This window comes from Salipiger sp. PrR002, assembly GCF_010500775.1.
Classification (GTDB): Bacteria; Pseudomonadota; Alphaproteobacteria; order Rhodobacterales; family Rhodobacteraceae; genus Salipiger.
This window is the reverse complement of record NZ_JAAGOU010000006.1, coordinates 209,794-227,375: the sequence shown is the minus strand read 5'-3', so window position 1 is coordinate 227,375 and position 17,582 is coordinate 209,794. Positions and strand designations below refer to the sequence as shown.

Below are 17,582 nucleotides of genomic sequence, written 5' to 3'. Positions count from 1 at the left end.
CATGGCCAAGCTGACCCATCCCAAGCGCGCGCTTTCGACCATGCCGCTGAAAAGCTCGGCCCCGCTGGGCGCGGCGCTGGCCTATCTCGGGATCGACCGGGCGATCCCGCTGTTTCATGGCTCACAGGGCTGCACCGCCTTTGCCATGGTCCACCTCGTGCGCCACTTCAAGGAAGCGGTGCCGCTGCAGACCACGGCGATGAACGAGGTCTCGACCATTCTTGGCGGCGCCGACCAGATCGAAGAAGCCATCGAGAACCTGCGCAAGAAGAGCGCGCCGGAGTTCATCGGCATCGCCTCCACCGCGCTCACCGAGACGCGGGGCGAGGACGTGCCGGGCGATCTGCGGCTGATCCTGCAGCGGCGTGCGGATTTTGCGGATACCAAAGTGGTCTATGCCTCGACCCCCGATTTCGACGGCGCGCTGCAGGACGGCTGGGCCAAGGGGGTGGAAGCCATTGTCGCGGATCTGGTGCCGCGGGTGACCGAGCGCGACGTGGACCTGCGGCAGGTCACCTTGCTTGCGGGGGCGCATCTGACGCCCGGCGATATCGACGAGCTTACGCGGCTGATCCGCTCCTTCGGGCTCGAGCCGCTGGTACTGCCGGACATCTCGGGCTCGCTCGACGGCCATGTGAGCGACGACTGGTCGGGCGCCACCCAAGGCGGCACCCCGGTGGCGCGCATCCCCGAGGCGGCACGCAGCGCCTTCACCCTCGCCATCGGCGAGAGCATGCGCAAGGCGGCGCAGATCATCGAGGATCGCGCCATGGTGCCCTATCGCGTGTTCCAGTCGGTCACCGGGCTGAAGCCGGTGGACGCGCTGGTGCGCACGCTCATGGCGCTTTCGGGCGTCGCCGATCCGCCGCCCTCGGTCAAGCGCGACCGCGCGCGGCTGGTGGATGCGGCGCTGGACGCGCATTTCCACACCGGCGGCGTGCGGGTGGCCATCGGGGCCGATCCTGACCTGCTGTTCTCGCTGTCGACCGCGCTGAGTTCCATGGGCGCCGAGATCGTCGCGGCGGTCACCACCTCGCAGCATTCGCCGCTTTTTGACCGGATGCCCTGCGACGAGGTGGTGCTGGGCGATCTGGGCGATCTGCGGCGCGGCGCCGAAGCGGGCGCGGCGCAGATCCTGCTCACCCACAGCCACGGTCGGCATCTGTCGGAGGCGCTGCATCTGCCGCTGATGCGCGTGGGCTTCCCGATCTTCGACCGCATCGGCGCGCAGGATGTCTGCCGCGTCGGCTACCGCGGCAGCCGCGCCTTTCTCTACGAGTTCGCCAACATCATGCAGGCGCAACATCACCGCGCGACGCCGGAAGACTTTGGCGCCGCCCCCATCCCAGAGGAGTTCGATCATGTCCCGCACATTGCGCGTCATTGACAGCGCCACTTCAGACGGACCGGCACCGGGCGAGACGCCCCTGCGCATCGCCATCGCCACCAACGACATGGAAACCCTCGGCGCGCATTTCGGCAGCGCCAAGAAATTCGCGATCTACGAGGTCTGGCAAAGCGGCTTTCGGTTCATCGAGGCGCATGCCTTCGACAATGTCACCGGCCAAAAGGGCAAGCACGACGATCAGGACGACAAGATCACGCCCAAGGTCGAGGCGCTGGAGGGCTGCGCGCTGCTCTTTGCGCTGGCCATCGGTGGGCCCTCGGCGGCCAAGGTGGTGAAGGCCGGGATCCATCCGATCAAACGCAAGGACCCCGAGCCGATCAGCGACGTGTTGGCCCAAACGCAAGAGATGCTGCGCGGCACGCCGCCGCCCTTCCTGCGCAAGATACTCGGCACGTTTCAGAAACCCGATTTCATGGATGAAGAGGAGTGGGCCTGATGGTCTCGGATACCCTAGAGGCCCCGCGCGGGGGCGACATGGTGCAAAGCGATTTCCTGACCCAGCTTGCCGCGGTGATCCGCGCCGAGGACAGCTATGGGCAGTGGGACGGCAAGTCCGATGCCGAGCTGATGGATGAGTTCATCGTGACCCGCGAAGAGCGGCGCGAGATCCCGATCATCGGCGATCCCGATCCCGACGTGATGTGGCGCATCGGCAAGTTCTACGATGCGGTCGGGCTGATGATCGAGAAAAAGACCGGCTGCATGGCCAGCCAGATGCAGAAGATGAGCCACGAGGGCTTTGGCCGCATCGTGCTGATCGCGGGCAAGCTGGTGGTGGTCTCCAAACATCTGCGCGACGTGCATCGCTTTGGCTTCGAGACATGGGCCAAGCTTGCCGAGGCGGGGGAAAAGCTGGTCGATGGCGCCGCCGAGATCATCGACACCTATCCCGACGCCGCAAAGGGCTGAGGCGATGATCCGCATCGCCCCGCTGCCCGCCGCGAAACCCGTGGTGAACCTGCCGCCGCTGGTCGCGCGCCGCCCTGCTGGGCGCACGCCTGCCTCGCGCTTCCTGCGCGGGCTGACCCGCAAGAACGAACCTCAGAAAGGATCAAAAGGATGACCGTCGAAGATCTGGAAAAACGCGTGAAGAAACTGTCGATGCGCTCGACCGACGCCAAGATGAACCTTCACGATCTGGCCGAGGAACTGCCCACCGACTGGCAGAAGATCCCCGAAGTGGCCGCCGCGACCTACGAGGTGTTCAAGGAACTGACCGAGGCGCGAAAGGAACTCAAGGCCGCCAAGAAAGCGGCGGAGGAAAGCGTATGACACGCACGGCGCTCACCCGGGGCGGCACGGAATACGTGCCCGAGTTTCTCATGGCGATCGACCCCGAGAAATGCATCGGCTGCGGGCGCTGCTACAAGGTCTGCGGCCGCGGTGTGATGACATTGCACGGGCTGACCGAAGATGGCGCTCTCGTGCGGCCGGGCACCGACGAATACGAGGATGTCGAGGATGAGATCATCAAATCGGTGATGACCATGGTCGCGCCCGATCTCTGCATCGGCTGCGGGGCCTGCGCGCGGGTCTGCCCGTCGGATTGCCAGAGCCATGCAGCTGTTGACTGATCCTGCTGCGGTGCAGGGCGCGCTTGCCGCGGCCATGCTGTCGCGCTCGGATTTTGCCTGCATCCTCGATCATGCGCTGGCAGAGCGCGAGGCCGGGCAGGGGCCGCTGACCGAGCGGCTTGGCCTTTCGGGGGCCGAGATCGCGCGGCTGCGGGGTCGCTGGTCGCCCTCGGCGGTGCTGCCGGACCTCAGCCTGCCTGCGCCGCAATATTCCGCCGACCAGCAGGCGATCGCCACGCTGATCCTTTGGCGCGCGGGGGCCACGGACGATGAGGCGCGCTGGCTTGCCGCGATCCTCGCCCGGCGCGCCATGGAGCGGCGGCACCTGTGGGAAGACTGCGGGCTGCCCTCGCGCGTGGCGCTCAGTGGGCTTATCGCGCGGCATCTGCCGGGGCTCGCCGCCGCCAACAGCCAGAACATGCGCTGGAAGAAGTTCTTCTATCGGCAGATCTGCTCGGATGCGGCGTTTTCGCTGTGTCTGTCGCCCACCTGCGACGATTGCGAAGAACGGGCGGATTGCTTTGCCCCAGAGTGACAGGCACGACTTGCTGGCCGGGGCCGAGGCACCGCACAGCAACCCCGAGGAAGGGGCCGAGGTGATCGCTGCGGCGCTTGAGGCTGCGCCCGATGACGCGGAAGTGCGGCTCGCGGCCTATCGCTTCTATTACTACACCCATGATTACGCGGCTGCGCGGATGCAGGCGCATGTGCTGCTGGGCCATGTGGCGCGGCGGCTGAACGTCTCGCCCGACTGGCGCGAGGTGCGCGCCACGGACGCCGATTTCACCGCCCATGAGTTCGCGCCGGGGATGTTCCTGCAGGTGCTCGTGGCGATCGGCTATTGCGCCGCCCGCACCGGCCAGAGGTCCGAGGCCGAGGACGTGCTCGCTAAGGCCGCCGAGCTTGATCCCACGGATCGTTTCGGCGGGCGCTGGATCCTCGATATCCTCGCGCAGTCGGGGGACGACGCCTAAGCCGCACTGCGTAAGCCCCACTGGCACTGTCGGCTTTTGTCGCACCTGTCGCAAATCATTCATTGTCGCGACATGGTTTGACGAATTTCCCATAAAATCAATGGATCACCCGGCGCGCGCAACTTGGCACGCTGCTTGCTTCATCTCTTCCGATGCCACCTCAGCACCGCACAGGAGAGCAAGATGATCGAGATCACCGAACCCGCCCGCAGCGCCATCAAGACCGCCATCGACGGCGCCGGGCAGCCCGTCGCGGGCCTTCGCGTCATGGTTCAGGGCGGCGGCTGCGCCGGGATGAAATACGGAATGGCGCTGGAACTCGAGGCCCAGCCCGACGACGCCATCATCGAAGCTGGCGAGGTCACCGTGCTCGTCGATCCCGAAAGCCAGGCGCATCTGACCGGCACCAAGATCGACTTCGTCACCGGGATCGAAGGCTCTGGCTTCGTTTTCGACAACCCCAACGCCCAGTCGTCCTGCGGCTGCGGCAAATCCTTCTGCTAAGGGAGCGGGCGCGATGTGGGACTACTCGGAAAAGGTCAAAGAATACTTCTTCAACCCGCGCAACGCTGGCGCTTTGCTTGACGCCAACGCGGTGGGGGAAGTGGGCTCGCTGTCCTGCGGTGACGCGCTGAAGCTCATGCTCAAGGTGAACCCCGAAACCGATGTGATCGAAGACGCCAAGTTCCAGACCTTCGGCTGCGGCTCGGCCATCGCCTCGTCCTCGGCGCTCACCGAACTGATCATCGGCAAGACGATCACCGAGGCGCGGCGGCTGACCAATCAGGACATCGCCGATTTCCTCGACGGTCTGCCGCCCGAGAAGATGCATTGTTCGGTCATGGGCCAAGAGGCGCTGCACGCCGCCGTCGCCGCCTATACCGGCGAGGCGCTGGACGAGGATGACCACGAAGAGGGCGCGCTGATCTGCAAATGCTTCGGCGTCGACGCCGGGATGATCGAGCGCGCGATCCGCACCAACAAGCTGACCTCGCCCGAGATGGTGACCTTCTACACCAAGGCGGGCGGCGGCTGCAGCTCCTGCCGCGAACCGCTCGAGGAACTGCTCGCCGACACAAATGCCGCGATGGTGGCCGAAGGGGTGATCGCCGCCTCCGAAGCCTTCGTGTTCGGCGCGGCGCCCGCTCCGGCGCCGAAGAAGAAGGCGCAGGGTTTTGTGATCCCCGACCAGCCGCCGACACCCAAGGCACCGCCGCAGCCATCGGCCCCCGTACAGATTGAACCTGTGCAAATTGAACCCGTGCAGACCGCCGCGCCGTCCCAGATCGCCATGCCCAATGGCGCGGTGATCTCGGCCACGCGCGATGCCGCCGCCGAACAGATGCCGCGTCCGGCCGCGCCCACGCCCGCCGCCGCAGTGGCCCCACCAGTTGCCCCAGTGGCTCCCTCGGGGCTCAGCCCCGCCAAGGAGGCGATCATCTGCGCCAAGATCATCGAGGAACTGCGCCCGATCTTCCGCCGCGACGGCGGCGACGTCGAGATGGTGGACATGGAGGGCTCGCTGGTCCTCGTGCATCTCACCGGCGCCTGTTCGGGGTGCCAGCTGGCGTCGCAGACGCTGGGCGGCATCCAGATGAAACTTTCCGAGGCACTTGGCCGCCCCGTGCGCGTCATGCCCGTCGCCAAGACCTGAGGAGGCCGCACGATGGAACCCGTTTACCTCGACAACAACGCCACCACCCGCGTCTTTCCCGAGACCGTCGCGAAGATGCTGCCCTATTTCTCCGAGCAGTTCGGCAACGCCTCGTCGATCCATGCCTTCGGCTCAGAGGTTGGCGGCGCCCTGCGCAAGGCGCGCAAGTCGCTGCAGGCCCTGATTGGGGCCGAGTTCGATCATGAGATCATCTTCACCTCGGGCGGCACCGAGTCCAACAACACCGCGATCCGCTCGGCGCTGCAGGTGATGCCGGGGCGCAACGAGGTGATCACCTCGACCGTCGAGCATCCGGCGATCTTGTCGCTCTGTGATTGGCTGGAAAAGCACGAGGGCGTGGTGGTGCACCGCATCCCCGTGGACAAGCTCGGCCGTCTCGAGATCGACGCCTACCGCGAGGCGCTGTCGGAGAAGACCGCCATCGTCAGCTTCATGTGGGCGAACAATGAGACCGGCACGATTTTCCCCGTCGATGGTCTGGCGGATCTGGCGCATGAGGTCGGCGCGCTGTTTCACACCGATGCGGTGCAGGCGGTCGGCAAGGTGCCGATCGACCTCAAGAGCACCGAGATCGACATGCTCTCGCTCTCGTCGCACAAGTTCCACGGGCCGAAAGGGCTGGGCGCGCTCTACCTGCGCAAGGGCACGCGGTTCCGTCCGTTGCTGCGCGGCGGGCATCAGGAACGCGGGCGCCGTGCCGGAACCGAGAATGCCCCGGCGATCATCGGGCTTGGCCATGCGGCAGAGATGACGCTGCAGACCATGGCCGAGGATGGCGCGCGCATGGCGGCGCTGCGCGACAAGCTCGAGACCGGGCTCATCGAGAGCATCGGCCATTGCTTCGTCACCGGCGATCCGCACGACCGGCTGCCCAACACCGCCACCGTGGCGTTCGAGTATATCGAGGGCGAGGCGATCCTGCTCAAGCTCAACGCCGCCGGGATTGCCGCCTCGTCGGGGTCGGCCTGCACCTCCGGCTCGCTGGAGCCGAGCCATGTACTGCGCGCGATGGACATTCCCTTTACCGCTGCGCATGGGGCGATCCGCTTCTCGCTCAGCCGCGAGACTACCGAGGCCGAGATCGATCATGTGCTGCAGGTGATGCCCGAGATCATCGCCGGGCTGCGCACCATGTCGCCCTTCTGGTCCGAAGCGGGCGCCAAGCCCGACGGTTTCAACCCCGAATACGCCTGAGGTGCTTGCCATGTCCTTCCTCTCCTCTCAGCCACAGGTCGCGATCTGCGACACCACCCTGCGCGATGGCGAGCAGACCGCCGGCGTCGCCTTCACCCTGTCCGAGAAACGCGACATCGCCCGTGCGCTCGACCGCGCCGGGGTCGCCGAGATCGAGCTGGGCATCCCGGCGATGGGCTGGGACGAGGTGGCCGACATGCGGGTGCTGGCGGCGGAGCTGACCCGCGCCGAGCCGGTGGCCTGGTGCCGCCTGCGGATGAGCGATCTGGACATGGCGATGAAGACCGGGGTGCGGCGGGTGCATTTCGCCGTCCCCACATCGAAGATGCAGCTTAATGGCAAGCTGGGCCGCAGCCCCGACTGGCTGCTGGCCGAGACCGCCGCGCTGGTGTTCTGTGCCGTGGATCGCGGGCATGTGGTCTCGGTCGGGGCCGAAGATGCCAGCCGCACCGATCCCGAGTTCCTCGTGCGGCTCGCCGAGGTGGCGGCGGCGGCAGGGGCGGTGCGCTTCCGCATCGCCGACACGCTGGGGCTGCTCGATCCGATGGGCGCCTACCGGCTGGTGGCGGCGCTGGCCGAGCGCATCACGCTGCCGATCGAGATGCACGCGCATAATGATTTCGGCATGGCCACCGCCAACACCATGATGGCCTATCACGCGGGCGCGCCGTTCCTGTCGGTCACCGTGAACGGCCTTGGCGAGCGGGCGGGCAATGCCGCGCTGGAAGAGGTCGGCGCGGCGCTGGAGGCGAACGGCATCGGCACCGGCATCGACCTGACCGCGCTGCCCGCGCTTTCGGCGGTGGTGGCGCGCGCCTCGGGGCGGGCGCTGCCGGTGGCCAAGCCGATCACCGGCGATCTGGTCTTCGCCCATGAGGCGGGGATCCATGTGGACGCCATCCTCAAGAGCCCCGACACCTATGAGGACCCGCGCTGCGCGCCCTCGCGCTTTGGCCGCGAGCGGCAGATTGTCATCGGCAAGCACTCGGGTCTGGCGGGGCTGCGCGCGGCGCTGAGCGCGGCGGGCTTGCCTGCGACGGACGGTATCGCGCTGGCGCTGAAGCCGCATCTGCGCGCCCATGCGCAACGGTTCAAACGGCCCGCCACGCCCGAGGACCTGCGCCGCATGGTGGCGCGCGTCTCGGGGCTGGCGCTGGTGCCGGATGCGGGGCAGGCGTCATGAGCCTGCGCCGCCTGATCAGCGCCGATTTCGCCGCCATCCGGCAGCGCGATCCGGCAGCGCGCGGCAAGCTGGAAACCGCGCTCACCTATCCCGGCCTGCACGCCACGGTGGCGCATCGACTGGCGCATGGGCTGTGGCGGCGCGGCTGGCGCTTCTGGGCGCGGCTGCTGTCCTACGCGGCGCGCGCCGTCACCGGCATCGATATCCATCCCGGCGCGCAGATCGGGCCGGGGTTCTTCATCGACCATGGCGCGGGCGTGGTGATCGGCGAGACCGCCGAAGTGGGCCGCGACGTGACGCTTTATCACGGGGTCACGCTGGGCGGCGTGTCGTGGTCTCCGGGCAAGCGCCATCCGACGCTTGGCGACGGGGTGATGGTGGGCGCGGGGGCCAAGATCCTCGGGCCGATCACCGTTGCCGCCGGGGCCCGTGTCGGGGCCAATTCGGTGGTCGTCGAAGCGGTGCCGCCCGGCGCGACGGTGGTCGGCATTCCCGCGCGCATCGTGCGCAGCGCGCCGCGTCCCAGCGCCGATCCCTATCGCGTCGATCTCAATCATCACCTGATCCCCGATCCCGTGGGCCGCTCGCTGGCCGGGCTCGCGGACCGTGTCGCCTTTCTTGAGGCACGGCTCGCCGCGCGCGACCGCGATCTTCAGCACCATGAGGCCCGCTGCCACGCCCCGGACGGGCGCCTGCAAGATGTGCCCACCGAGAGGCCGAACTGATTTCACCCAACCAAGCCACGCAACCAAGCAACAAGGAGAGAGACCATGCCCAAGGATTTCGAAGAGACCGGCGTTCTGGACCACATCGGCAAACTGTCTTCGGCGGAGGATATCTTTACCTATCTGCTGCTGCCCTTCGAGCAGGAGGTGGTCAACGTCTCGCGGCTGCACATCATGAAGCGCTTTGGCGGCTATCTGCGCGACGCCAGCTTTGACGGGCTGACCGAGGAAGAGGTGTTCCTAGAGGCGCGCGGGCTGCTCAAGCAGGCCTATGCCGACTTCCTCGAAAGCACGCCGCTGAAGGAAAAGGTCTTCAAGGTGTTCCGCGACGAAGAGGCGAAGATGAAGGCGCGCTTCGTCGGCCTCGATACGCTCAAGCTGGGCGCGCAATGATCCGCGCGGCGCGCCTCCTTGCGGTGCTGGCCACCTGCGTTCCGGCGCTGGCGGCGGCCGATCCGATGGTGCTGGCCGCGGCCTCGACCAGCCGCGCGCTGGATGCGGCGCTGCAGGAAAGCGGCATCGCGGCGACCACCAGCTACGGTGCCTCGGGGATGCTGGCGCGGCAGATCGAGCAGGGCGCGCCGGCGGATATCTTCGTCTCCGCCAACCCCAAGTGGATGGCCTATCTCATCGAGCGCGGGCTGGTGGCGGAGGCGGAGGTCTCGGTGCTGATGTCCAACCGCTTCGTGTTGATCGCGCCCGCCGGGGCAGCCCCGCTTGCCCCCGAGGAGATCGGCGCGCGGCTTGCCGGTGAGAATTTCGTCATGGCCGATCCCGAGACCGCCCCGGTGGGCAGCTACGGCAAGGCCGCGCTCGAGACGCTGAAGGTCTGGGACAGGATCGCTCCGGCCTTCGTGCCGACGCGCAACACGCTCGCCACCGTCGCGGCGGTGGCCTCGGGCGATGCGGCGCTGGGGCTGGTCTACGCCTCGGACGCCGCCGGTCAGCCGGGGGTGCAGGTGGTCTGGGACATCCCCGAAGACAGCCACCCGCCCATTCGCTACCTCGTGGCGCCGCTGGCGCAGGGCGAGGACGCAGAAGGCGGCGCGGCGCTGCGCAGCTACCTTGGCAGTGCCGAGGCGGCGGGGGTGCTGGCCGAACATGGCTTCATCGCATTGGAGGGCGGCACATGATGCTCGAGCCCGCAGAACAGGCGGCGCTGCTGCTGTCGCTCTCGGCCTCGGCGCGCGCGGTGCTGTGGTCGCTGCCGTTGGCGGTGGGCCTTGGCTGGCTGCTGGGCACGCGGCGCTTTCCCGGCCATGCGGCGCTGAACGCGCTGGTGCATCTGCCGCTGGTGCTGCCGCCGGTGGTGCTGGGCTATCTGCTGCTGCTGGCGCTGGGGCGTCGCGGCCCCATCGGCGCGCCGCTGGAGCAATGGTTCGGTCTCCGCATCGCCTTTTCCGAAAGCGCCGTGGTGATCGCCTGCGCCGTGGTGGGCTTTCCGCTGATGGTGCGCGCCATCCGCCAGTCCGCCGAGGCGCTCGACCCGCGCTTTGCCCGCGCGGCGCGCTCGCTCGGCGCGTCGGAGGTGAAAATCTTCGCCACGGTCACCCTGCCGCTGATGGCGCCGGGGATCCTGACCGGGCTGACGCTGGCCTTTGCCCGCGCGGTCGGGGAGTTCGGCGCGACCATCACCCTTGCGGGCAATATTCCGGGCCGCACCCAGACTCTGCCGCTGGCGCTGTTCACCGTCACCCAAAGCCCCGGCGGAGAGGCCGCCGCGACCCGGCTCTGCCTGCTGTCGCTGGCACTTGCGGGGGCGGCGCTGCTGGCATCCGAGGCGGTATCGCGGCGGCTCACATGGCAACAGGAGGCACGGGCATGATCATGGGATCCTCGCACCGCAGGCGGCGGCACGCCCGTCCGGGGCTGATCGAGATCAGCCTCAAACACCGGCAGGGCGACTTTCTGCTCGACGTTGATCTGCTGCTCGAAGCGCGCGGCGTGACCGGGCTGATCGGGCGCTCGGGCGCGGGCAAATCGACGCTGTTCTCCTGTCTCGCCGGGCACATCCGGCCCTCGGGCGGCTACATCAGCCTCAACGGACGCAGCCTTTTCGATGCGGCGACGGGCCTGTCGGTCGCGCCCGCGCGGCGCGGCATTGGCGTGGTGTTCCAGGATGGCGTGCTGTTTCCGCATATGAGCGTCGCCAAGAACCTTGCCTATGGCGCCAGCAACGTCGGCACGGGGTTTTGGGATGAGGTGATCGACGCGCTGGAGCTTCGCCCGCTGCTGCGCGCCCGGCCCGGTCGGCTGTCGGGGGGCGAGCGGCAGCGCGCGGCGATCGCGCGGGCGCTGATGGCCGAGCCGGAATTGCTGCTCCTCGACGAGCCGGTCTCGGCGCTCGACCCGGCGCTGAAGGCGCGCACGCTCGATCTGATCGCCGAGGTGCAGGCGCGCACGCAGGTGCCGATGATCTTCATCAGCCACGCCCCGCAAGAGGTGCGCCGCATGTGCAGCAAGGTCATCACGCTTTGCGATGGGCGGGCCGAGGTCGCCCCGGTGCCGGTGGCGGGCGCGGTGCATGATCTGGTGCCGCTGCGGTTGGCGTCGGTGGGGACTGGGGGGCGCGCGGGTCTGGCGACCGGCGGCTGAGGGCAAAGCGCAGCGCCGAGGGGGGCGACGATGATCCTATGTTCCTGCACCTGCCTCGATCAACGCGCGGTGCAGGCGGTCGTGCGCGAGATGCTCCACGAGGACCCGTGGACGGTGATCACCCCGGGCCGGGTCTTTCACCGCGCCGGGCGGCGCATGGAATGCGGACGCTGCTGCCGGCTGGTCAACACCGAGGCGCAGCGCTTCCGCCACAAGCTGGGCTACGGCTCGGATGAAACCACAGAGACGAAAACCGCAATCAGGGAAGGTACATTATGAAGGGCAATGCAAAGGTCATCGATTATCTCAACAAGGCGCTGCGCTCCGAGTTGACGGCGGTCAACCAGTATTGGCTGCATTACCGGCTGCAGGCCGATTGGGGGCTGCAGAAGATGGCCGCCAAGTCGCGCGAGGAAAGCATCGAAGAGATGGGCCATGCAGACAAGCTGATCGACCGGATCATCTTTCTCGAAGGTCATCCGAACCTGCAGGTGCTCGACCCGCTGCGCATCGGCGAGACCCCGAAGGAGACGCTCGAGGCCGATCTCGAGGCCGAATACGGCGCACGCGCGCTCTACAAGGAAGCCCGCGAGCTCTGCGAGGCCGAAGGCGATTACGTCAGCAAGAACCTCTTCGAAGAGCTGATGACCGACGAGGAGGGGCATATCGACTACCTCGAAACCCAGCTCGAGCTGCTGGGCAGCATTGGCGATGCGAATTACGCGCAGCTCAACGCCGAGCCGTCGAACAGCGTGCCGGAGGGCTGAGATGGCATCGGAGCTTCGTCGCGGGCTTAGGCGTCTGCCATCTTGGGCGGCGCGCAAAGGCGCAGCGGCGATGCTTCCGGGGTATGCGCGGCGCCAAGTCGCCGCGTCTGCAACCTCAGCGTGATAGGAATCTAGCCATGGAACTGGTCCAGACGCTTTCGACACGGCAGACCATGCAGATGGGGGGGCAGATGCTGCACTCCCTGTCGATCCTCGGCATGGCGTCCGAGGACCTCTCGGAGCATCTGGCCGAGCGCGCCGAGACCAACCCCTATGTCTCTTATCGTCCGCCCGCGGCCTTTGTCGCGCGCGGCGGCGATGATTTCGACGCGGTGGCGGCGTTGGCAGCGGACCGGCCAAGCCTGATGTCGCATGTGGTGGGGCAGATCGAACTGGCCTTCCCGGCGCCGCAGGACCGGATGATCGCGCTGCGCTTTGCCGAGGCGCTGGAGCCCACGGGCTGGCTGGGGCAGCCGGTCGAGGCCGTGGCGCTGCAGGCCGGGGTGCCCAGCCTCCGCGCCGAGCAGGTGCTGCGCGCGCTGCAGGGGATCGAACCGGCGGGGCTGTTTGCCCGCAACCTTGCGGAATGCCTGCTGATCCAGGCGCGCGAGGCGGACCTGCTGACCTGGGAGGTCGAGACGCTGCTGGCCAATCTCGATCTGGTCGGCGAGGGGCGCATCGCCGAGCTTGCGGTGCTGTGCGACTGCGAGCCCGCGGATGTGCCCGACATCCTGTCACAGCTCAAGGGGCTCGACCCCAAGCCGGGGCTGGCCTTCGATCATGTCGCGGTGCCGGTCTTCCCGCCCGATATCCTTGCCACCCGCGGCGAAGACGGCTGGACGGTCGAGCTCAACCGCGCCACCACTCCGAAGATCACCGTTCAGGAAGAGCGCGGCGTCGAGGGCGACACCGCCGAGGCTCGCCGCGCCAACCGCAAGGCGCTGTCGGAGGCGCGGGCACTGGCGCTGGCGCTGGAACGGCGCGGTGACACCTTGCTGCGCACCGCCGCCGTGCTTGTCGCCAAACAGGCCGCCTTCCTTGATCGTGGCGCGGCTGAGGATCTGGTGCCACTGACCCTCGAAGACGTGGCCGGAGAGCTTGGGCTTCACGCCTCGACGGTCTCGCGCGCCATCTCGGGGCGGATGATCCAGACCCCGACACATGCGCTGCCGCTGAAGGCGTTCTTCTCGCGCGCCGTCTCGTCCATGGCGGGGGCGCCCGCCGTCTCCCGCGACAGCGCGCTTTGCTTTGTCGAAACCACCGTGCGCAATGAGGACAAGACGCAGCCGCTCTCGGATGACGCGATTGTCGAGCTTGCCGAGCGGGCGGGTCTGCGCATCGCCCGGCGCACCGTGGCCAAATATCGCTCCATGCTGGGGCTCGCCTCGTCTTACCAGAGGCGGCGTGCCGCAGTTGCCGAGTAGGGGTGGCGGAGTAGAGGGGGCCGAGTAGGTGTGCAGTGATTCTGTCGGGTATCCGTGAGATGTGACCTATTGATGACCCGAACCGCTTTGATCTGCGATTTTCTGGCGGAAACCGCGCGCGGCTGCTGCAAGCTTGGGCATCGGGCGGGCTGCGGCGTGGGTGAGAGGTATCCTGTGGCCGCTGCCGTGCGAAAGCGCGTCTCATTCCCCTTGCAGTTGATAGAGTGCTCGAACGGACGCCGGGGAGAGGAGCCTCGATATGCGCCCGTTGAAGACGACATCTGGGAGGACGTCACTTCAGGAGAGGGCTCGACATGATCTCTACGACCACGCACGACCCAAGAAATTCCGAGGCGACACACATGCCTGCAGGCCGTGGTGCGGCCGAGCGGCACGCGCTCGATGCGGTCTTCGAGATCGCCAAGTCTTTTGCAACGGCACCCGATCCGATCGACGTGGTGCCGGAAATTTTAAATGTTCTTTCATCGTTTCTCGACCTGCGACACGGGGTTCTGGCCTTGCTGGCAGAGCCCGGCAGCGCGCCGCCCCCCGGCACGGTGAACCCCTATCATATCGCCGCCACCGCCTTCGTGCATGACGAGAGCATGCCGATCGCAGAGGTGATCCCGGACAAAGTGGTGCAGATGGTGTTCCGCTCGGGGGTGACGCTGGTCTCTTTCGATCTGGCCGATGAATACGGGCCGGACGCGGTGCCCACGCGGCTGCGGGACTGCGGGCAGACCTTGGTGGCCGTGCCACTGCGCGACCCCGAGCGCAGCCAGTTCGTGCTGGGGGTGCTCTGTGCCTTCCGCAGCCATGACAGCGACCTCACCGGCGCGTCGGATCTGGATGTGCGGGTGATGACGATGGTGGCCTCGCTGCTCGAACAGGCGCTGCGCTTCCGCCGCCGCATCGCCCGCGACCGCGAGCGCGCGCTGACCGACACGCGGCGCATGCTGCAAAGCGTCACCGACGGCCGGACCCGGCAGCGTCCGCCGGTCAATATCGACGGCATCGTCGGCGACAGCCCGGCCATTGCCGATGTGATCGCGCAGGTGAAACGGGTGGCTGGAACCCGTGCTCCGGTGCTTCTGCGCGGCGAAAGCGGCACCGGCAAAGAGCTGTTCGCTCGCGCCGTGCACACCGCCTCGGACCGGGCGCGCGGGCCTTTCGTGCGGGTGAACTGCGCGGCGCTGTCGGAAACGCTGCTGGAGTCAGAGCTTTTCGGCCATGAGAAGGGCGCGTTCACCAGCGCCGGCGCGCTGAAGAAAGGGCGGTTCGAACTGGCCGACAAGGGCACGCTGTTCCTTGACGAGATCGGAGAGATCTCGCCCGCGTTCCAGACCAAGCTTCTGCGGGTTCTGCAGGAGGGCGAGTTCGAACGGGTCGGCGGGACCAAGACGATCAAGGTCGACACGCGCATCGTCGCCGCCACCAACAAGGATCTCGAGCGCAGCGTCGCCGAGGGCAGTTTCCGCGCCGATCTTTATTTCCGCATCTGCGTCGTGCCCATCGTGCTACCGCCCCTGCGCGACCGTAAGAGCGACATCCGCCCACTGGCGCAGCTGTTCCTCGATCGGTTCAACCAGATGAACGGCACCAGCGTGGTGTTCGCGCCCGATGCCTTCGAGACGATCTGCAAATGCAGCTTCCCCGGCAACGTGCGTGAGCTGGAGAACTGCGTGAACCGGGCTGCGGCGCTGTCGGATGGCGTGGTGGTGCTCGGGCAGGAACTGGCCTGCCAGCAGGGCACCTGCCTGTCGTCGGAACTGTCGCGGCTGCAAGAGGGCGCGGCCTCGCCGATTGGCGGGCTTGGTGTGGGGCGGGTGGTGACGCCCACCGTGCGGCGCACACCGCCGCCGCCGCCCGCGCCGCCCATGGCCAGCAGCCCCGACGACACGCTGGGGTATCCGCGCCGCAAGACCGCCAACACCGCCCGCGAGGATCTGATCGCGGCGATGGAAGAGGCGGGCTGGGTGCAGGCCAAGGCCGCGCGTCTCTTGGGTATGACACCGCGGCAGGTGGCTTACGCGCTGCAGAAACACGGCATCGAGGTGCGCAAGATCTGATCCCTCCCAAGCGCGCCTAAGGCGGCCCGGTCCGAAACGGATCGGGCCGTTTGCGTTCAGCAATCCCAGTTTAGCCACGCGCGTTTGTAGGGCCACGGCGCTCGGGATGTTGCAGGCTTTGTGCCCTTAGCGACATCCGGCGCGACAATCGCCCGCCGGAATGTCGCAAAACCCAAGGCCCCGGCGTTTGGCACGGCGCTTGCTGATGGACAGGGAAACGCTCCGAACCTCCAGCATGAAGGAAACGCGCGCATGTCCAATGTCATTTCGATCGGCGACCTCTCGGTCGGCTCCAAGGATACGCTCACCAAGGCGATGGAATCCGAAGGCTGCTCCTCCTCGGCCTGTGGCTCCTCCGATGCGCCCGAGGATATGGACCCGGCCACTTGGGAAAAGGTGAAGGATCACCCGTGCTATTCGGAAGAGGCGCATCACTACTTCGCGCGCATGCATGTGGCCGTGGCGCCCGCCTGCAACATCCAGTGCAACTACTGCAACCGCAAGTACGACTGCGCCAATGAATCCCGCCCCGGCGTGGTCTCGGAACGGCTGACGCCGGAAAAAGCCGCGCGCAAGGTGATCGCTGTCGCCAATGAGATCCCGCAGCTTTCGGTGCTTGGCATCGCCGGACCGGGCGACAGCGCCTACGATTGGAAGAAGACCCGCGAGACGTTCCGGCTGGTCCATGAGCAACTGCCCGACATCAAGCTGTGCCTCTCGACCAACGGTCTGGCGCTGCCCGATCACGTGGATGATCTGCTCGACATGAACATCGACCATGTGACGCTGACGATCAACATGATCGACCCCGAGGTCGGCACGAAGATCTACCCGTGGATTTTCTGGGACCACAAGCGCCGCACCGGGCTCGAGGCCAGTCAAATCCTGCACGAGCGGCAGATGCAGAGCCTCGACATGCTGCACGAGCGCGGCATCCTCGTGAAGGTCAACTCGGTGATGATCCCCGGCATCAACGACGAGCATCTTCTTGAGGTGAACAAGGAGGTAAAGAAGCGCGGTGCCTTCCTGCACAACATCATGCCGCTGATCTCGGCCCCCGAGCATGGCACGGTCTTTGGCCTCGAAGGCCAGCGCGGGCCGACCGCCGCCGAGCTGAAGAAGCTGCAGGACGCCTGCGCGGGCGGGGCCAATCTGATGAAGCACTGCCGCCAGTGCCGCGCCGATGCGGTGGGCTTGCTGGGCGAGGACCGCGGGCAGGAGTTCACCATGGATCTGGTGCCCGACGAGGTGACCTATGATCCCTCGAAGCGCGAGGCCTACAAAGAGTGGGTCGCCGAAGAGCGCGGCGAGCGCCGCGCCGCCGCCGAGGAAGCCAAGGCCGAGACGCAGGCCGCGGTGGCGGGCGATGCCGGTGCGATGCTGATAGCGGTGGCCACCAAGGGCGGCGGGCGGATCAACCAGCACTTCGGCCATGCCACCGAGTTCCAGATCTTCGAGGTGGATGCGGAAGGCGTGCGCTTTGTCACCCACCGGCGCTGCGACAATTACTGCGTCGGCGGCTACGGCGAGGAGGACAAGCTCGATCTGGTGATCAAGACGCTGGAGGGGATCGACACGATCCTCGTGGCCAAGATCGGCGACTGCCCGCGTGAAGACCTCGAAGCCGCCGGGATCGAGGCCATTCAGGACTACGCCTATGAGTATATCGAGACCGCGGTCTCGGCGGTCTACCGCGCCAAGGCGGGGCTTCCCGCCGCTGAAATCGCCTGACCGCAAGTTCCCCCGGAGGGCGCAGCCCGCGCCCTCCGTCAGCCGTTCGCATCAGGAGTGAGCACGCCATGGCCCTGACCATCGTCCAGAGCAATTGCACCGTCTGTGGTGCCTGCGAGTTTGAATGCCCCAATGCCGCGATCCGCTTCGAGGATGATACCTACATCATCGACGCCGACCTCTGCACCGAGTGCAAGGGGCACTACGATATCCCGCAATGCGCCGAGATCTGCCCGGTGCCGGAAACCTGCGTGCCGGCCTGA

General features: G+C 67.1%; 23 protein-coding genes and 1 pseudogene. All 24 read left to right on the top strand.

The genetic code is table 11. The annotated features are described in order from the left end of the window. Position 1 precedes the first annotated feature (1 nt). Positions 2-1,387: a nitrogenase iron-molybdenum cofactor biosynthesis protein NifN gene (nifN, locus tag G0A00_RS08865; protein ID WP_164179822.1), complete on the top strand. Its 1,386-nt coding sequence runs from the start codon at positions 2-4 to the stop codon at positions 1,385-1,387. Beyond that, on the top strand, positions 1,362-1,844 hold the full coding sequence (gene nifX, locus G0A00_RS08860) for a nitrogen fixation protein NifX (RefSeq protein WP_083191103.1): 483 nt from the start codon (positions 1,362-1,364) through the stop codon (positions 1,842-1,844). Before nifN ends, nifX begins: the two co-directional genes overlap by 26 nt. Beyond that, the gene (locus G0A00_RS08855; protein WP_164179821.1) at positions 1,844-2,317 is read left to right on the top strand and encodes a NifX-associated nitrogen fixation protein; all 474 of its coding nucleotides are present in this window, start codon (positions 1,844-1,846) and stop codon (positions 2,315-2,317) included. The genes nifX and G0A00_RS08855 overlap by 1 nt, the downstream gene beginning before the upstream one ends. Positions 2,318-2,321: 4 nt before the next feature. Next, the gene (locus G0A00_RS08850; RefSeq protein ID WP_164179819.1) at positions 2,322-2,471 is read left to right on the top strand and encodes a hypothetical protein; all 150 of its coding nucleotides are present in this window, start codon (positions 2,322-2,324) and stop codon (positions 2,469-2,471) included. After that, entirely contained in the window at positions 2,468-2,680 is a 213-nt protein-coding gene (locus G0A00_RS08845; RefSeq protein WP_164179817.1) for a CCE_0567 family metalloprotein, read from the top strand. Before G0A00_RS08850 ends, G0A00_RS08845 begins: the two co-directional genes overlap by 4 nt. Further along, positions 2,677-2,982, top strand: coding sequence for a ferredoxin III, nif-specific (gene fdxB, locus G0A00_RS08840; RefSeq protein WP_164179815.1), 306 nt, complete (start codon positions 2,677-2,679; stop codon positions 2,980-2,982). The genes G0A00_RS08845 and fdxB overlap by 4 nt, the downstream gene beginning before the upstream one ends. After that, the gene (locus G0A00_RS08835) at positions 2,966-3,517 is read left to right on the top strand and encodes a nitrogen fixation protein NifQ (RefSeq protein WP_235952943.1); all 552 of its coding nucleotides are present in this window, start codon (positions 2,966-2,968) and stop codon (positions 3,515-3,517) included. Before fdxB ends, G0A00_RS08835 begins: the two co-directional genes overlap by 17 nt. Then, on the top strand, positions 3,504-3,956 hold the full coding sequence (locus G0A00_RS08830) for a hypothetical protein (RefSeq protein ID WP_157373879.1): 453 nt from the start codon (positions 3,504-3,506) through the stop codon (positions 3,954-3,956). The genes G0A00_RS08835 and G0A00_RS08830 overlap by 14 nt, the downstream gene beginning before the upstream one ends. 183 nt (positions 3,957-4,139) lie before the next feature. Beyond that, positions 4,140-4,460: an iron-sulfur cluster assembly accessory protein gene (locus G0A00_RS08825; RefSeq protein ID WP_066099580.1), complete on the top strand. Its 321-nt coding sequence runs from the start codon at positions 4,140-4,142 to the stop codon at positions 4,458-4,460. Positions 4,461-4,473: 13 nt separating this feature from the next. Then, positions 4,474-5,061: pseudogene (nifU, locus tag G0A00_RS26355) on the top strand (Fe-S cluster assembly protein NifU); the annotation flags it as partial. Next, entirely contained in the window at positions 5,044-5,610 is a 567-nt protein-coding gene (locus tag G0A00_RS26850) for a NifU family protein (protein WP_368667678.1), read from the top strand. The pseudogene nifU and the gene G0A00_RS26850, both read left to right, overlap by 18 nt. Before the next feature lie 12 nt (positions 5,611-5,622). Further along, positions 5,623-6,825, top strand: coding sequence for a cysteine desulfurase NifS (gene nifS / locus G0A00_RS08815; protein ID WP_164179811.1), 1,203 nt, complete (start codon positions 5,623-5,625; stop codon positions 6,823-6,825). A gap of 10 nt (positions 6,826-6,835) precedes the next feature. Further along, positions 6,836-8,008 (top strand): homocitrate synthase, encoded by a 1,173-nt coding sequence (gene nifV / locus G0A00_RS08810; RefSeq protein ID WP_164179809.1) that lies wholly within the window; start codon positions 6,836-6,838, stop codon positions 8,006-8,008. Beyond that, positions 8,005-8,733 carry a serine O-acetyltransferase gene (gene cysE / locus G0A00_RS08805; protein WP_157373881.1) on the top strand — a complete coding sequence of 243 codons (729 nt, stop codon included), beginning with the start codon at positions 8,005-8,007 and terminating at the stop codon, positions 8,731-8,733. Before nifV ends, cysE begins: the two co-directional genes overlap by 4 nt. A gap of 45 nt (positions 8,734-8,778) precedes the next feature. Then, positions 8,779-9,126, top strand: a complete 348-nt coding sequence (gene nifW, locus G0A00_RS08800; RefSeq protein ID WP_164179807.1) for a nitrogenase stabilizing/protective protein NifW — start codon at positions 8,779-8,781, stop codon at positions 9,124-9,126. Then, entirely contained in the window at positions 9,123-9,866 is a 744-nt protein-coding gene (modA, locus tag G0A00_RS08795; RefSeq protein ID WP_164179805.1) for a molybdate ABC transporter substrate-binding protein, read from the top strand. Before nifW ends, modA begins: the two co-directional genes overlap by 4 nt. Continuing rightward, complete coding sequence (gene modB / locus G0A00_RS08790) at positions 9,863-10,558, top strand: molybdate ABC transporter permease subunit (protein WP_066099593.1); 696 nt, start codon at positions 9,863-9,865, stop codon at positions 10,556-10,558. The genes modA and modB overlap by 4 nt, the downstream gene beginning before the upstream one ends. Next, positions 10,555-11,328 (top strand): ATP-binding cassette domain-containing protein, encoded by a 774-nt coding sequence (locus tag G0A00_RS08785; protein WP_164179803.1) that lies wholly within the window; start codon positions 10,555-10,557, stop codon positions 11,326-11,328. Before modB ends, G0A00_RS08785 begins: the two co-directional genes overlap by 4 nt. A 30-nt stretch (positions 11,329-11,358) precedes the next feature. Then, complete coding sequence (locus G0A00_RS08780; RefSeq protein ID WP_066099598.1) at positions 11,359-11,607, top strand: hypothetical protein; 249 nt, start codon at positions 11,359-11,361, stop codon at positions 11,605-11,607. Next, entirely contained in the window at positions 11,604-12,095 is a 492-nt protein-coding gene (gene bfr, locus G0A00_RS08775) for a bacterioferritin (RefSeq protein ID WP_164179801.1), read from the top strand. The genes G0A00_RS08780 and bfr overlap by 4 nt, the downstream gene beginning before the upstream one ends. A 137-nt stretch (positions 12,096-12,232) precedes the next feature. Continuing rightward, positions 12,233-13,519 (top strand): RNA polymerase factor sigma-54, encoded by a 1,287-nt coding sequence (gene rpoN, locus G0A00_RS08770; protein WP_164179798.1) that lies wholly within the window; start codon positions 12,233-12,235, stop codon positions 13,517-13,519. Between the two features lie 362 nt (positions 13,520-13,881). Further along, positions 13,882-15,588 (top strand): nif-specific transcriptional activator NifA, encoded by a 1,707-nt coding sequence (gene nifA, locus G0A00_RS08765; protein ID WP_164179878.1) that lies wholly within the window; start codon positions 13,882-13,884, stop codon positions 15,586-15,588. A 252-nt stretch (positions 15,589-15,840) separates the two neighbouring features. Further along, positions 15,841-17,319, top strand: coding sequence for a nitrogenase cofactor biosynthesis protein NifB (gene nifB, locus G0A00_RS08760; protein WP_164179796.1), 1,479 nt, complete (start codon positions 15,841-15,843; stop codon positions 17,317-17,319). Positions 17,320-17,387: 68 nt separating this feature from the next. After that, positions 17,388-17,582, top strand: coding sequence for a 4Fe-4S binding protein (locus G0A00_RS08755; protein WP_066099609.1), 195 nt, complete (start codon positions 17,388-17,390; stop codon positions 17,580-17,582).

What these genes read in the sequence shown, in the direction of transcription:
- nifN (WP_164179822.1), top strand. Translation starts at nt 2, where the DNA reads ATGGCCAAGCTGACCCATCCCAAGCGCGCGCTTTCGACCATGCCGCTG.
- nifX (WP_083191103.1), top strand. Translation starts at nt 1,362, where the DNA reads ATGTCCCGCACATTGCGCGTCATTGACAGCGCCACTTCAGACGGACCG.
- G0A00_RS08855 (WP_164179821.1), top strand. Translation starts at nt 1,844, where the DNA reads ATGGTCTCGGATACCCTAGAGGCCCCGCGCGGGGGCGACATGGTGCAA.
- G0A00_RS08850 (WP_164179819.1), top strand. Translation starts at nt 2,322, where the DNA reads ATGATCCGCATCGCCCCGCTGCCCGCCGCGAAACCCGTGGTGAACCTG.
- G0A00_RS08845 (WP_164179817.1), top strand. Translation starts at nt 2,468, where the DNA reads ATGACCGTCGAAGATCTGGAAAAACGCGTGAAGAAACTGTCGATGCGC.
- fdxB (WP_164179815.1), top strand. Translation starts at nt 2,677, where the DNA reads ATGACACGCACGGCGCTCACCCGGGGCGGCACGGAATACGTGCCCGAG.
- G0A00_RS08835 (WP_235952943.1), top strand. Translation starts at nt 2,966, where the DNA reads ATGCAGCTGTTGACTGATCCTGCTGCGGTGCAGGGCGCGCTTGCCGCG.
- G0A00_RS08825 (WP_066099580.1), top strand. Translation starts at nt 4,140, where the DNA reads ATGATCGAGATCACCGAACCCGCCCGCAGCGCCATCAAGACCGCCATC.
- G0A00_RS26850 (WP_368667678.1), top strand. Translation starts at nt 5,044, where the DNA reads ATGGTGGCCGAAGGGGTGATCGCCGCCTCCGAAGCCTTCGTGTTCGGC.
- nifS (WP_164179811.1), top strand. Translation starts at nt 5,623, where the DNA reads ATGGAACCCGTTTACCTCGACAACAACGCCACCACCCGCGTCTTTCCC.
- nifV (WP_164179809.1), top strand. Translation starts at nt 6,836, where the DNA reads ATGTCCTTCCTCTCCTCTCAGCCACAGGTCGCGATCTGCGACACCACC.
- cysE (WP_157373881.1), top strand. Translation starts at nt 8,005, where the DNA reads ATGAGCCTGCGCCGCCTGATCAGCGCCGATTTCGCCGCCATCCGGCAG.
- nifW (WP_164179807.1), top strand. Translation starts at nt 8,779, where the DNA reads ATGCCCAAGGATTTCGAAGAGACCGGCGTTCTGGACCACATCGGCAAA.
- modA (WP_164179805.1), top strand. Translation starts at nt 9,123, where the DNA reads ATGATCCGCGCGGCGCGCCTCCTTGCGGTGCTGGCCACCTGCGTTCCG.
- modB (WP_066099593.1), top strand. Translation starts at nt 9,863, where the DNA reads ATGATGCTCGAGCCCGCAGAACAGGCGGCGCTGCTGCTGTCGCTCTCG.
- G0A00_RS08785 (WP_164179803.1), top strand. Translation starts at nt 10,555, where the DNA reads ATGATCATGGGATCCTCGCACCGCAGGCGGCGGCACGCCCGTCCGGGG.
- G0A00_RS08780 (WP_066099598.1), top strand. Translation starts at nt 11,359, where the DNA reads ATGATCCTATGTTCCTGCACCTGCCTCGATCAACGCGCGGTGCAGGCG.
- bfr (WP_164179801.1), top strand. Translation starts at nt 11,604, where the DNA reads ATGAAGGGCAATGCAAAGGTCATCGATTATCTCAACAAGGCGCTGCGC.
- rpoN (WP_164179798.1), top strand. Translation starts at nt 12,233, where the DNA reads ATGGAACTGGTCCAGACGCTTTCGACACGGCAGACCATGCAGATGGGG.
- nifA (WP_164179878.1), top strand. Translation starts at nt 13,882, where the DNA reads ATGCCTGCAGGCCGTGGTGCGGCCGAGCGGCACGCGCTCGATGCGGTC.
- nifB (WP_164179796.1), top strand. Translation starts at nt 15,841, where the DNA reads ATGTCCAATGTCATTTCGATCGGCGACCTCTCGGTCGGCTCCAAGGAT.
- G0A00_RS08755 (WP_066099609.1), top strand. Translation starts at nt 17,388, where the DNA reads ATGGCCCTGACCATCGTCCAGAGCAATTGCACCGTCTGTGGTGCCTGC.